Below are 13,676 nucleotides of genomic sequence, written 5' to 3'. Positions count from 1 at the left end.
GCACAGTGCTGACGGGCCTGGTTTACACGCTCGGGAAGCTGATATTGCTGCCCGGCGCTTCACGGTTGAGATGGATGAAGTTCAGGTGTCGCTCATACTGATCCAGTATGTCGATGATCACCTGCTCTTTGCTGTAATCCATCAGGTCGTTACCCTGGCTGCCCTCCATCAGGAACGTTTCCAGTCGATAGTAGGTCGACTTACCGCTACGGGCGCGGTAGGTAAAGCCCGGAATCGAATATTGCTGCGGCCAGACCTGATAAATGAAGTCCTGCTCTTCGCCCAGATGAACACGCAGATCCAGATAGCCAATCGGGTTCGCCTCATCTGCCTCGACGCTTTCCAGTGTGACGCGGGCATCACGCAGTTCCAGCTCTTTTGCCACTTCCTGCATCGCCGGGAAAATGGTCTTTTCCATCATCTGCTGGGTGTAACGCGAACCCGGGTAGTTCATCAGGCGTGACAGACGCTTCTTCCAGGTCAGACGGTCGGTCGCATGCGCCAGATAGGGCGCAGTATCGCGCGTGGCGCTGGCACGGCGGTGATCCTCAATCTTCAGTGATTTAAACAGACCCGCCATCACAAAGAAGATCACAAAGCTGAACGGCAGTCCCATGATCACCGTGGTGTTCTGCAGGGCAGTGATACCGTTGGTCATCAGCATGCTCAGCGTCAGCACCCCAATCGCCACGGACCAGAAGATGCGCAGCCAGTTTGGCGCATCGCTGTTAATGTCTTTCAGCCGCGAGGTGAAGTTACCCAGCACCAGCGAACCGGAATCCGCAGAGGTCACGTAGAACAGCATGCCAGTGATGGTGGCAACCGATGCGCTGAGTTTAAACGCCGGATACTGCGCCAGCAGGCTGTAGAAGCCACGCTCTGCATGGTTCATTACTTCCTGCGCAAATTCCGTATTACCGTGAATGATCTGATACAGCGCGGCGTTACCGAACACGGACAGCCACAGCAGTGTAAAGGTGAACGGAATAATCAGCGTGCCCAGCACGAACTCACGAATGGTACGACCGCGTGAGATACGCGCCAGGAACAGGCCGACAAACGGCGACCACGCCACCCACCACGCCCAGAAGAAGAGCGTCCAGCTGTTCATCCATTGGGTTGGACGATCAAAGGCAAAGGTATTGAGCGTCATGCCCATGAAGCGGTTGATGTAATCGCCAACGTTCAGCACCAGAGCATTCAGCAGGAACTCGGTGTTGCCGAAGAACAGCACAAACAGAATCAGGCCAAGCGCCATGATCACGTTGAGTTCGGAGAGGAAACGGATCCCTTTATCAACACCCGACGTCACAGAGATGGTAGCGATCACCACAGAGAGGACAATCAGCGCGGTCTGCGCGGTCAGGCCTTCCGGGATATCAAACAGCACTTTCAGGCCGTAGTTCAGCTGTACGACCCCTATCCCTAACGTGGTAGCGATACCAAAGATGGTGCCGACCACGGCTGCGATATCTACCGTGTGACCAATGGGGCCATAGATGCGTTTACCGAATATGGGATAGAGCGCCGAACGAATAGTCAGCGGCAGGTTATAACGGTAGCTGAAGTAGCCCAGCGCGATGCCCATCAGTGCGTACATCGACCAGCCGGTCAGTCCGTAGTGGAACAGCGTCCAGACCATCGCCTGGCGGGCGGCTTCCAGCGTCTGCCCTGCTCCTTCCGGCGGCTGCATATACTGCGTCACCGGTTCGGCGACCGAGAAGAACATCAGGTCGATGCCGATCCCGGCAGCAAACAGCATGGCGGACCAGCTGAGCACGCTGAATTCGGGTTTAGAGTGCTCCGGCCCAAGCTTAATAGAGCCAAAGCGTGAGCAGGCCATATAGAGCACAAAGACGATGTAGAGGGTGGCAGCCAGCATGTAGTACCAGCCGAAGGTGGCGGAAACCCAGTTGACCGCCTTGAGGATCCAGCTCGCGGCCAGTTCACTGTAGAGAATCGTCACAAGTGAAAACGTCAGAATCAATCCGGCAGAGGTATAAAATACAACGGGATTGAGTCTGTCTTTTTCACCGGAAGGTGGATTATTCATCGATTACCTCTGGTTAATGTCCTGAAAATTCGCAATGGATACGTCTTGCCGCCCACGGTGTTCAGGCCGTGCGGCTCTGTTTCGTTCTGTCACTTCCTGTTAATCGCTATGACAATCCAGCCTATTTTAGCACTCATTGCCGTTTCGCTTACGCTACATTTAAAAAACAGCATCCTAACAAATTTTCTTTTTATATTGAACGTGCAATCAAAAAAAGATTAAATAGGGGCTCGATTTGAGGGTGGAGCTGGAGCTATGCCAAAGGTAGGGATGCAGCCGATACGACGTCGGCAACTGATTGATGCGACCCTGAGCACGATTAATGAGATGGGGATTAATGATGCCACGATTGCCCAGATCGCCCGGCGGGCGGGGGTCTCAACCGGCATCATCAGTCACTACTTCAAGGACAAGAACGGTTTACTGGAAGCTACGATGCGTGATGTGACGCGTCAGCTACGCGAGGCAGTACTGTCGCGGCTAAAACCGCTGGCCGATGCCTCTGCAGAACAGCGGCTGTGTGCCATTGTTGATGGAAATTTTGATGAAACCCAGGTGCACACCGCGGTGATGAAAGCCTGGCTCGACTTCTGGTCGAGTAGCATGCATCAGCCCCAGCTTAACCGGCTTGAGCGGGTCAGCAGCCGTCGGCTCTACTCAACGCTGGTGGTCGAATTCCGGCGTGAACTGCCGCTGGAAAAAGCACGCATGGCCGCACACGGTCTGGCTGCCCTGATCGACGGTCTGTGGCTGCGCGCCGCGCTAAGCGGTAAGCCATTCGATCCCGCTATCGCGCTCACACTGACCACCCAATTCATCCGTCAGCAACTGGCTGGCGAGCACGAATAACGGAAGGAGAAAACATGTCCCGATTCACCGAGCAGAAACTCTACATCGATGGCGCTTATGTTGCCGCAGCGTCTGGCGAAACGTTCCAGACAATCAACCCGGTCAACGGCGAAGTCCTGGCAGAGGTTCATGCCGCCGGCCAGGAAGATGTCGATCGCGCCGTTGCTGCCGCCAGAAAAGGCCAGAAGGTCTGGGCGGCAATGACCGCCATGGAGCGCTCACGCATCCTGCGTCGCGCCGTCGACATCCTGCGCGAGCGTAATGATGAGCTGGCAGAGCTGGAAATGCTGGACACCGGTAAACCTTACAGCGAAACCTCAGCGGTCGATATCGTCACCGGTGCAGACGTGCTGGAGTACTACGCGGGTCTGGTTCCGGCGCTGGAGGGTCAGCAGATCCCACTGCGTGAAACCTCCTTTGTTTATACCCGCCGCGAACCGCTGGGCGTGGTCGCCGGTATCGGTGCCTGGAACTACCCGATTCAGATCGCCCTGTGGAAATCCGCACCCGCGCTGGCAGCGGGTAACGCGATGATTTTCAAACCCAGCGAAATGACTCCGCTTACTGCCCTGAAGCTGGCAGAAATCTACACCGAAGCGGGCCTGCCGGATGGCGTGTTTAACGTGCTGCCGGGCATCGGTTCGGTGACCGGTCAGTTGCTCACCGAGCATCCGGGCATCGACAAAGTCTCCTTTACCGGCGGCGTTGTCAGCGGCAAAAAAGTGATGGCTAATGCAGCGGGGTCAACGCTGAAAGAGGTCACTATGGAGCTGGGCGGTAAATCACCGCTGATCATCTTTGATGATGCCGATCTCGATCTGGCCGCTGACATCGCCATGATGGCGAACTTCTACAGCTCCGGTCAGGTCTGCACCAACGGCACCCGCGTCTTTATCCCTGCAAAACTGCAGGCGGCGTTCGAGACCAAAATCAGCGAACGCGTTGCCCGTATTAAAGCAGGCGATCTGCGTGATCCGGCTACCAACTTTGGTCCGCTGGTCAGCTTCAGCCATCGCGACAACGTGATGCGCTACATCGAATCCGGCATTGCTGAAGGCGCACGCGTGCTGTGTGGCGGCAAACGTCTGACTGGTGGTGATTTCGACCAGGGTGCCTGGGTGGCCCCCACCGTGTTCACCAACTGCCGTGATGAGATGAAGATTGTCCGTGAAGAGATCTTCGGGCCGGTGATGTCGATCCTGAGCTATGAAAGTGAAGAAGAAGTGATCCGCCGCGCCAACGATACCGAGTTTGGTCTGGCCGCCGGACTGGTGACGCAGGACCTGAATAAAGCGCACCGCGTGATTCATCAGATCGAAGCCGGTATCTGCTGGATCAACACCTGGGGCGAGTCCGCCGCAGAGATGCCGGTGGGCGGCTACAAGCACTCCGGTATTGGCCGCGAGAATGGTCTGATGACGCTGCAGAGCTACACCCAGGTGAAGTCCGTGCAGGTTGAGCTGACGCGTTTTCAGTCAGTCTTTTAATCACTTAACCTGAGGAACGACGAATGGAATTTGATTACATTATTATTGGAGCCGGATCCGCAGGTAATGTTCTGGCGACCCGTCTTACCGAGGAAAGCAACGTGAGCGTCCTGTTGCTCGAAGCGGGCGGCCCGGATTACCGTTTTGATTTTCGTACACAGATGCCTGCGGCCCTTGCCTTCCCGCTGCAGGGAAAACGCTATAACTGGGCCTATGAGACTGAGCCAGAGCCTTACATGAACAACCGCCGCATGGAGTGTGGTCGCGGCAAAGGCCTGGGTGGTTCATCCCTGATTAACGGCATGTGTTACATCCGCGGCAACGCGATGGATCTGGACAACTGGGCCAGCGAGCCGGGACTGGAGAACTGGAGTTATCTGGACTGCCTGCCCTACTACCGTAAAGCGGAAACCCGTGATATCGGCCCGAACGATTTCCACGGCGGCGATGGCCCGGTTTGCGTGGCAACGCCGAAAGCGGGCAACAACGTGCTGTTTGAAGCGATGATTGAGGCGGGTGTACAGGCGGGTTATCCACGCACCGACGATCTGAATGGCTACCAGCAGGAAGGTTTTGGTCCGATGGATCGTACCGTGACGCCAAAGGGTCGTCGTTCCAGCACTGCCCGTGGCTATCTCGATATGGCCAAAGGTCGCCCCAACCTGAAGATCATTACGCATGCCACCACCGATCGCATCATCTTCGACGGCAAGCGTGCGGTTGGCGTGGAGTATCTGCAGGGCGACAGCAACACCATTAATAAAGTGACGGCTCGTCGTGAAGTGCTGCTGTGCGCGGGTGCTATCGCCTCGCCACAGATCCTGCAGCGTTCTGGCGTGGGTTCGCCTGAGCTGCTGAAGCAATTCGACATTCCGCTGGTGCACGACTTGCCGGGCGTGGGTGAAAACCTGCAGGACCATCTGGAGATGTATCTGCAGTATGAGTGTAAAGAGCCGGTTTCTATCTATCCGGCCCTGAAGTGGTGGAACCAGCCAAAAATCGGTGCAGAGTGGATGTTTAACGGCACCGGTATCGGTGCCAGCAACCAGTTTGAAGCAGGCGGCTTTATCCGCAGCCGCGAAGAGTTCAGCTGGCCGAATATTCAGTATCACTTCCTGCCGGTAGCAATTAACTACAACGGTTCTAACGCTGTTGATGCCCACGGCTTCCAGTGTCACGTCGGCTCTATGCGTTCGCCAAGCCGTGGTCATGTGCGCCTGAAGTCACGCGATCCGCGTCGTCATCCGGCTATTCTGTTCAACTACATGTCACATGAGCAGGACTGGCATGAGTTCCGCGATGCTATCCGCATTACGCGTCAGATAATCAATCAGCCAGCGCTGGATAAATATCGTGGCCGTGAAATCAGTCCGGGTCTGGATTGCCAGACGGATGAGCAACTGGACGAGTTCGTGCGCAACCACGGCGAAACCGCCTATCATCCGTGCGGCACCTGTAAGATGGGTAACGACCCGATGGCCGTCGTGGATGGCGAAGGTCGTGTACATGGGCTGGAAGGTTTACGTGTCGTTGATGCGTCGATTATGCCGCTGATTATCACCGGTAACCTGAATGCCACCACTATCATGATTGGCGAGAAGATTGCCGATAAGATTCGTGGCCGCAATCCGCTGCCACGCAGCACCGCCACTTACTATGTCGCGGGTGATGCGCCGGTTCGCACCGTGCCGCAGCGCGCTGAGTGATTCGTGACGGTGTCACGTAACAAAAACCGGGCATTCTGTTGCCCGGTTTTTTTTGCACTGTTTTACGAACTCGCGCTTCCCTACATACGTTTTAAAAAAAACTGATTTTTGAACCATCAAACCTCAACAGGAATCAAAAATAGCAGCATCTGCTGTTGATTTCATGATGTGCAGAATGGTATAAATCCGGCGTGTATTTCACCGGAGGCATTATCCGTCCACTGACGAGAAGCAACAATGTGGATGCGTTGTAAATTTTATGAGCAGAATGTTCATGTCACATCTTACCCCCACCTTCCTTTCTGGCTGGAACGTCGCCGATCAGCACTGGCGTAACGCCCTGTAGTCCCCTCACCACTTCGACACTGTTCTGAGTCTGCCCTGTGTACTGTGGCAGGTCGTCTTTTATCGTTGCTGGAGAGCACCCATGCGCGCCTGGGTTTTACTATCACTCGCTATTGTTACTGAAATTATTGGTACCCTTTTCATGAAATGGTCCAGCCTCAATGGCAGCCATTCAGGCTATCTCATGATGCTGGGCATGATCGCTTGTTCCTATATTCTGCTGAGTTTCGCCATCAAACGTATCGCCCTGGGTGTGGCTTATGCCCTATGGGAAGGGATTGGCATCATGCTGATTACGTTATTCAGCGTACAACTATTTGGCGAAGCGCTGTCAGCGCTGAAAATCTGCGGTCTGGTAACGCTGATCGTCGGGATTGTGCTGATCAAGACTGGCACCCAATCATCAGCGGAGGTTAATCATGGTCATCGCTGATTTTATTCATGCCGTCTGGCTGGCACTTGCTATCGTGCTGGAGATTGCCGCCAACATATTCCTTAAATATTCTGATGGGTTTAAGAAACCGCTGTACGGTCTGCTATCACTCTGCTGTGTGCTGCTCGCTTTCAGCGCACTCGCTCAGGCGGTCAAAGGCATCGATCTGTCGATCGCCTATGCAGTCTGGGGCGGTTTTGGGATTATTGCCACTGTCGCGGCTGGATGGGTGTTGTTTGGCCAGCGACTAAACCGCAAAGGCTGGGCCGGTCTGACTCTTCTGCTGGCTGGCATGATCCTGTTAAAGCTGGCCTGATCGCTTATCTCAATCAGTAATTCTGGTTAAGGGTGTGCGCTTGTACACTCTTACCTTTGCGTGCCTTCCAGCCCTTGTGCAGTTGATTTCTTCCTAATCTCTATGCTCGGAATCCTCTTACTTTTGTAAAGGCCCGTTTACATATCTTTTGCCTTAAGGCTTAGTGAGCGCCAAAAGCCGGGTAAAAACGAGGAAAAGTTATGTCTGCAACACGAGGTTGGTCAACGGAGCTGGAAGGGTTACGCGGCATTGCCTCTCTCTGGGTACTGGTTGGCCATATCAGCTTACTGGTTCATTGCCATATCACACTAATTTCATCACCGGGCATCGGGGTCGACCTTTTTATTCTGTTATCGGGTTATCTGATGGCGAAAAACTACGTCGAGCGCCAGCAGAAAGAGCCATGGCAGAGCGCGGAGACGATTAAGAAGTTTTGGATCCGCCGCTTCTTCCGTATCGCCCCGCTCTACTATCTGCTGTTAATCATTGCCCTGATTTATGGCCCGTGGTTTGGTGAAATGCGTGACACCATTGCGCATTTTTATTCCGGCACCGCCACGGAGTCGTCGCGTTACAACGACCAGTCGCTGGCAAATATCCTGACTCACTTCAGCTTCCTGTTCGGCATGTTGCCCGAGTATGGGTTTAACACCGTGCTACCTGACTGGAGTATTGGGCTGGAGATGCAGTTCTATCTGCTGTTCCCGTTCATCATGCTGGCCACGCTGCGCTTTGGTTATGCCGCCTCCCTGATTGGCATCATGGCGCTCTGCTGCGCAGGTCGGTATGTGCTGGCCGATTATTATGAGGCGTTTGAGATGCCTTCGATGATCCTGATTAAGCTAAACATGTTTTTGGCAGGAATGCTGCTGGCCGAAGCAATTCGCCGTAAATCGCTGCTCTATGTCGGCTATGCGCTGCTCGGCCCGGTCGTCACCGTGGCGATTGGCATGGACGCGATTAAGCTGCAGGTGATAATGGAGGCGCTGATGATCGTCGGTATGACGGCGATTCTGTGGCAATACCCGCAGGGCAGCATGATGGCTCAGCTGATTGCCCTGCCGCGGAAACTTCTGAACAACCGACTCAGCACGTGGCTGGGCGACGTCTCGTTCTCGGTCTACCTGCTGCACCTGCTGATCGTGATCCCGCTGATCGCCCTGCTGCTCACTCATACTGACTTTGAGTTTAAGAGCGACATGATGCGTTTCCTGATTGTCTGCATATCTGCCATCCCGGTGACCTATGCGCTGGCCTCTTTACTCTATAAGTATGTTGAGAAGCCCGGCATTCAGATGGGTAAGCGCGTACTGAAGCCTAAGCTGGCCAATCAGACCAGCTAAGTTTCAGTCCACTCATTTCTTAAAAGCCCCTGTCTGGGGCTTTTTTATTGCCTCTGACACCGTTGATCAGCCCTGTACAGGCAATGATTAAGCGCCCTCGCCAGCACGCCTGCTGAGGTGAACTACACTTTCCCGGTTAGCAATCTGAAGCAAAGGAGAGAACATGAGCATTCAGCATCTGCTGCTATCCAGTGACGGTGGCGCGGTGATCATTGAAGCAGAACAACTCGAAAGTGAGCTGGTTATCCCGCCCCATCTGCAGACCCTGAGCGGCGGTGAAGCTGACAGCGATACCGGCCATCGAGTGGCGGTAACAAAGCACTACTGCAAGGGACGCTATTATGCGGTTGCCCTTGATCGCCACGCGGCCAGCAATGAAATCGATGACGTAATTGACCTGCTGCATCCTGCCCCGCTTGATTAGCCTTTATCGGCCACGGTGCGTTTAAGGTCAGGTTCCGCTGAGAGTCCGGCGAAAGAACGGCCTGTTAAGGCATTATCGCCACGCGGCATTACTATTTTCAGAAGAGGAAAAGCATCATGGAAAAGAAGAAGTGGTTTGTTTCCTACGTCATTAAGCCAAAAGGTGAAAATCATGTTACGACGCATGCCTTTATTGAAGGTGATGATGTTGAGGAGGCGCTTGAGACCTTTATGTTCGAAACCAAAAAAAGCCTGTCGCTGGAAACTGAAGAACTGACGCTGCTGTCGGTAAGTCTGGTGTAACCTCTGATTAACCTCGCGATAGCGGGGTTTATCCCTTTCGAGAGGGAAAGGTTATCTATTTATATTATTTATAATTTCCCTGGTGCCGCACTCAGTTACTTAGTGGGATAAGGCCAGGCGTGATCCATGCCCGTCGATGACATCAGACCGGTCACAGCCAGATACGCCAGTATCAGGACAAACAGTACAATTGCAGCAATTTCAATGGATTTAAGTAAGTGATGCTTCGCCATAAATAACCCTCCTTCGGTTGTGTGTAATCATGCCTTCCCCTCATAAACTATAATGTTACCGGTAAAGTGCAAGCGAAAATCACACAATGAAACATAAAGCCGTGCTTATTAATGTTTGTGGCGAATACGCGTTAAGGCCTTCACGTGGCAGGACCAGGCGCTGCAGACATAAAAAAGCCCGCAATGCGCGGGCCTTAGTAACGCTCAGTTGGGTTCTAACTGGCAGGCTGACCGGTAAAGTCGATAACCATCCTGCCGCGAATTTTGCCGTGAATCATCTCATCGAAGATGGCATTGACCTCACCAATCTTCCTTTTGGTCACTTTCGGCACCACCTTGCCTTCTGCCGCAAACTGGAAAGCTTCCGCCAGATCGTTGCGCGTTCCGACCAGCGATCCCACCACCTGGATGCCATCAAGCACCAGTCGCGGGATATTCAGGCTCATTGCTTCCGGCGGCAGTCCGACTGCTACGACCCGACCTCCGGCTCTGACCGCGTCCACCGCTGAATTAAAGGCCGCTTTGGCGACGGCTGTGACCACAGCAGCATGTGCCCCACCGGTCTTCTCCTGAATAAAGCGTGCCGCATCTTCGCTGGCAGAGTTAACGACCAGATCGGCTCCCATCTCTTTCGCCAGCGCCAGCTGTCCATCACTGACATCAATCGCAATCACTTTGGCGTTAAAGACGTTTTTCGCATACTGCAGAGCGAGATTACCCAGCCCACCAAGGCCATAAATCGCCAGCCACTGTCCCGGTTTGACCTCTGATACTTTTACCGCTTTGTAGGTAGTGACACCGGCACAGGTAACGCTACTGGCGGCAAAGGGATCAAGTCCGTCGGGAACTTTGACCGAGTAGTCAGCAACGACGATACACTCTTCAGCCATGCCGCCATCGGCGGTAAAACCGGCATTGATGACGTCCCTGCAGAGCGTTTCATTACCGGAGTTACAGTATTCACAGTGTCCGCAGCCCTTGAAGAACCAGGCGACGCTGGCGCGATCGCCCGGCTTGAGCGAGGTGACATCCGGCGCGACTTCCTCAACGATACCGATCCCTTCGTGACCCAGCGTTACACCGGTCTTATCACCAAAATCACCGTTCTTCACATGTAAATCGGTATGGCATACACCACAGCATTCCATCCTGAGCCGCGCTTCGCCGGTTTTGAGAGGACGTAGCGTCTTCTCAACCACTTCAACCTGGTGTTCACTATTAGCAATTGCCGCTTTCATAAACGTTCCTCCATTTGATTGGAGGTTAAGAATAAGCCAAACCGCGGTGATGACAAGATGACAGGTAAGCTTTGGGTGCTTGCTGCGGGAGTTGTTGTGGCTTTTGCGAGTGGGGTCGGTTTTTTAGGTGAAGCCGCGGGATTGTGTTTAGCGGCAACGCTTCGTCAGGCTTGAGTTTTCTGTCGGGGACAAATAAAGCGCGCTTACGGAACGATTTTAGTCAGGTAAAGATTGCCCGTTAAAAGGGGCAATAAAGCCCCTTGTCGCTTCAGATGATTTCGTACTATTTGCTCAAACGCGTCTTAAGAGTGCCAGCGGTGGATGCCAGTGTCAGCGGGTGGCGGCCCCATATGCTGAGCGGCACTATCCGGCGCTGGTGGTGGTCCCATATGCTGAGAAGCATTGTTTACTGGCGAAGCAGGTCCGGCGTGCTGACTCCAGCTGGCGTCATTATGATGGTTTTCATGATGACGATGCCAGTCAGAAGATGGGCCACGATGATGACCACCATCAGCCATAACACAACCTGACGTTGCGGCACTCGCTAACGCTACAATTACACATGGGATAACTTTTTTTAAGAACATAACAGATCCTGATTGAATATCACCGGGGCAGGTTACGACTGAGTTTTTATACGTTGGGTAAACATGGTGAGGGGTTTGGGGAGGATGTTGGAAGAGGTTGATTGAGGTCAATTTTAGGTAGGATTGTGTTCCTTAAAGGCTATTCTCTGCTGTTGGGCTGCTAGTTAAGCGAGAGTGTCACCAGAAACTTACTGAACCTAAGATGAGGTTTGGTACTATTTCTTTTCTGACTTCCTCTGATGTTTAGCTATACATGAACAAACGCTAAATCCCTTTTTTCTCTGGTTGATGGGACACTCTAGCCCCATCAACTTACAAATCTTAAAGATTTGCGCCTGCTACGCAACGTGACCAGCATCGGAACCGTGTCGGCCCTCAATCTTGATAGCCCTTTATGCCGTGTTGTTACCTGAAAACACAATCAACTGGCTGAGCACCGATGCGGATAAAACCCGCTCATGGAATGCGCCGTCAGTGGGCGAACAAGTTCTTGTTCTGTGTCTGGGCGATGAAATTGATACCGGCTTTATGCTGTCAGATATTTTATCTGACAACACCCCGGCCTATGCTTTGCACTGGTCATTTCATGACGGCGCGGTGATCGAGTACGAGCCGGGAACTGGCCTACTGGCCGAAACCGGCAAACAAACGGCCACCATCAAGACGGCGTTAAAAATCCTGTTCGACCTGGCTGAAGTGGAATACAAAACGCTGCGAAAATTGCGCAGCTGGAAGTCACCCAAGGCTGCACGCTGACCGATCTTGAGCACATATGGCAGTGAGTGCAAGCGGCCGTGTTCAAGCGTAAGCATAACGTTGATGCGGATAATTATGTATTACATCCACTTCGCGCCCGCCCATCCTGAGGATGCAATCCGCTGGCGTTCCTGGCGAAGAAAAATGGCGACAAAGTGGCGGGTAAAATTCCAGCAGAATAGAAATTCAGGTAACAGAATGGGTTTTAACTGGTTGATTTAGGTATTAAATTTTTTAAATTCCAGCCAAAAAAAGACCGAATACTATTAACTCCCTTTAATAACAATGACTTATGAAGGTTACTGGCTACATTTTGGCGCAAGAAGAACAGTGGGGTGGGTGATAATTTTTAATGTTGAAAAATTTAATATAGCCATTTATCTCCACGTGACGATATTACACTATTGATAGTAATTGTTGCGGTTGCATTTATAATCCATCCTTTATTTTGATGAGCAGTTATTGATGATGGATAAGGATGATGATAAGAGTTTCCAAAACCGTATGAAACAACTGCGTTTGATGGTTTTTTAGAACATGAAGGAGGTATCTCAGATCCTTTTCCGCCATGATGTGAAATGGCTAAAGCACCTAAATCATTTTTATCATTTGTAGATATATATTCATAGTCTATATCTCCAGGTAATAAAGTCTTTATTCCATGGGAATTAATTACACAATAATAACCAGAGTTATTTGCATCTTTACCAGCGTATGAAGATTTTTTATAATTTATTTTTCCCACAAAAGTAAGTTGGGCACTAGTAACTATATTCAAATTACTACCAAGATTTTTTTTAAATGTAGTGGCAACAGGACCACTTTTCTGGCTGGGAGCATACCAAGTTAAGCTTTGGAGTTTAGAACAATAGTTCATCGCCATGAAATAATGATCATAATCCCAGTGAGATAAAAGTACAAACCCAGAATTAGGGACATTATTTTGCTCATTGAAAACTTTAGGGAAGGTCTTCATGTTGAACGGAAGAGGTACTCCGACATCATAATATCCGATAATCTCTGAGGCGACATCTTTTGAGACATGAAAAGCAGCACAGCATCCTTGACCTACGTCAACTTTCCTAATGAAAATATCGCAGTTTAAATTATTAAATTGTGTTGAGTTTTTTTTAATATATTTTCTGGGAGTAAAAGAACATAGTAATTTTAATGTGTCTTCCACGCTTGAGTTGTTTTTCCCAAATGCCATCCGCTTAGTAACTCGTTCAAAACCTTTGATATTTGTTCTAAAATATGGTCCTGAAAATGAATTGTTACTGGGTAAAATCCAAGCTGGCGGCTCACCGGGTTCTTTTTTAAGGAATATTTTAAACCACTGTCCTTCTCTAATATTCCTTGTGTCGATATTGAATTTTTCAAAAAATCTTTTGTGAGTAGTCATGACTCTAACAAAATAAAGATCTTGATAGTCATTTTCATCTGCCCCGGCATCCTCTAAACGTTGCTCGGATGCAGAATCAAATATTATATTTAACCGGCTATACCTATTATTTTGCTCCGCCGGTTCAATAGAGTCAACGAATGCATATGCTGTTAGTTCGCCTTCGTACCATTTAGCCACAACATAATCCTTATATGAGAAA

14 protein-coding genes are annotated in these 13,676 nt (G+C 51.5%); 10 read left to right on the top strand and 4 right to left on the bottom strand.

Annotated features, from left to right (window positions below; genetic code table 11):
- Positions 1-22: 22 nt before the first annotated feature.
- The gene (locus ACTJKZ_RS03750; RefSeq protein ID WP_161733091.1) at positions 23-2,053 is read right to left on the bottom strand and encodes a choline transporter; all 2,031 of its coding nucleotides are present in this window, start codon (positions 2,051-2,053) and stop codon (positions 23-25) included.
- A gap of 255 nt (positions 2,054-2,308) precedes the next feature.
- Between ACTJKZ_RS03750 and betI the strand changes: the two genes are divergently transcribed.
- The 8 genes from betI to ACTJKZ_RS03710 all read left to right on the top strand — a co-directional run bounded on the left by betI (position 2,309) and on the right by ACTJKZ_RS03710 (position 9,258).
- Complete coding sequence (betI, locus tag ACTJKZ_RS03745) at positions 2,309-2,902, top strand: transcriptional regulator BetI (protein ID WP_161733093.1); 594 nt, start codon at positions 2,309-2,311, stop codon at positions 2,900-2,902.
- Between the two features lie 14 nt (positions 2,903-2,916).
- A complete protein-coding gene (betB, locus tag ACTJKZ_RS03740; RefSeq protein ID WP_161733095.1) occupies positions 2,917-4,389 on the top strand; it encodes a betaine-aldehyde dehydrogenase in 1,473 nt (490 codons plus the stop codon).
- A 23-nt stretch (positions 4,390-4,412) separates the two neighbouring features.
- Entirely contained in the window at positions 4,413-6,095 is a 1,683-nt protein-coding gene (gene betA / locus ACTJKZ_RS03735; RefSeq protein WP_161733097.1) for a choline dehydrogenase, read from the top strand.
- 427 nt (positions 6,096-6,522) lie between these two features.
- Positions 6,523-6,873, top strand: a complete 351-nt coding sequence (mdtJ, locus tag ACTJKZ_RS03730; protein WP_150015024.1) for a multidrug/spermidine efflux SMR transporter subunit MdtJ — start codon at positions 6,523-6,525, stop codon at positions 6,871-6,873.
- Positions 6,860-7,189, top strand: a complete 330-nt coding sequence (gene mdtI / locus ACTJKZ_RS03725) for a multidrug/spermidine efflux SMR transporter subunit MdtI (RefSeq protein WP_161733099.1) — start codon at positions 6,860-6,862, stop codon at positions 7,187-7,189. The genes mdtJ and mdtI overlap by 14 nt, the downstream gene beginning before the upstream one ends.
- Before the next feature lie 200 nt (positions 7,190-7,389).
- Entirely contained in the window at positions 7,390-8,532 is a 1,143-nt protein-coding gene (locus tag ACTJKZ_RS03720) for an acyltransferase family protein (protein WP_440829263.1), read from the top strand.
- A 163-nt stretch (positions 8,533-8,695) separates the two neighbouring features.
- Positions 8,696-8,956 (top strand): hypothetical protein, encoded by a 261-nt coding sequence (locus ACTJKZ_RS03715; RefSeq protein WP_013358126.1) that lies wholly within the window; start codon positions 8,696-8,698, stop codon positions 8,954-8,956.
- 116 nt (positions 8,957-9,072) lie between these two features.
- A complete protein-coding gene (locus tag ACTJKZ_RS03710; protein ID WP_150015032.1) occupies positions 9,073-9,258 on the top strand; it encodes a hypothetical protein in 186 nt (61 codons plus the stop codon).
- Between the two features lie 95 nt (positions 9,259-9,353).
- On the opposite strand, the gene ACTJKZ_RS03705 is transcribed toward ACTJKZ_RS03710, so the two are convergent.
- Together ACTJKZ_RS03705 and adhP are read right to left on the bottom strand one after the other, a co-directional pair.
- On the bottom strand, positions 9,354-9,491 hold the full coding sequence (locus tag ACTJKZ_RS03705) for a hypothetical protein (protein WP_167493426.1): 138 nt from the start codon (positions 9,489-9,491) through the stop codon (positions 9,354-9,356).
- A 215-nt stretch (positions 9,492-9,706) separates the two neighbouring features.
- Positions 9,707-10,729, bottom strand: coding sequence for an alcohol dehydrogenase AdhP (gene adhP / locus ACTJKZ_RS03700; protein WP_161733103.1), 1,023 nt, complete (start codon positions 10,727-10,729; stop codon positions 9,707-9,709).
- Between the two features lie 337 nt (positions 10,730-11,066).
- Between adhP and ACTJKZ_RS03695 the strand changes: the two genes are divergently transcribed.
- Positions 11,067-11,249, top strand: a complete 183-nt coding sequence (locus tag ACTJKZ_RS03695; protein WP_440829262.1) for a hypothetical protein — start codon at positions 11,067-11,069, stop codon at positions 11,247-11,249.
- Positions 11,250-11,697: 448 nt separating this feature from the next.
- Positions 11,698-12,072 (top strand): phage baseplate assembly protein V, encoded by a 375-nt coding sequence (locus ACTJKZ_RS03690; RefSeq protein WP_253418868.1) that lies wholly within the window; start codon positions 11,698-11,700, stop codon positions 12,070-12,072.
- Positions 12,073-12,436: 364 nt separating this feature from the next.
- Here the strand turns inward: ACTJKZ_RS03690 and ACTJKZ_RS03685 are convergent, their stop codons facing one another.
- Positions 12,437-13,654, bottom strand: a complete 1,218-nt coding sequence (locus ACTJKZ_RS03685; protein WP_440829261.1) for a hypothetical protein — start codon at positions 13,652-13,654, stop codon at positions 12,437-12,439.
- Between the last annotated feature and the right edge of the window lie 22 nt (positions 13,655-13,676).

It is taken from the genome of Pantoea sp. 22096, from assembly GCF_052045955.1.
In the GTDB taxonomy this organism is placed as follows: domain Bacteria; phylum Pseudomonadota; class Gammaproteobacteria; order Enterobacterales; family Enterobacteriaceae; genus Pantoea; species Pantoea alfalfae.
The sequence above is the reverse complement of the archived record's forward strand: the minus strand, read 5'-3'. Positions and strand labels throughout refer to the sequence as shown.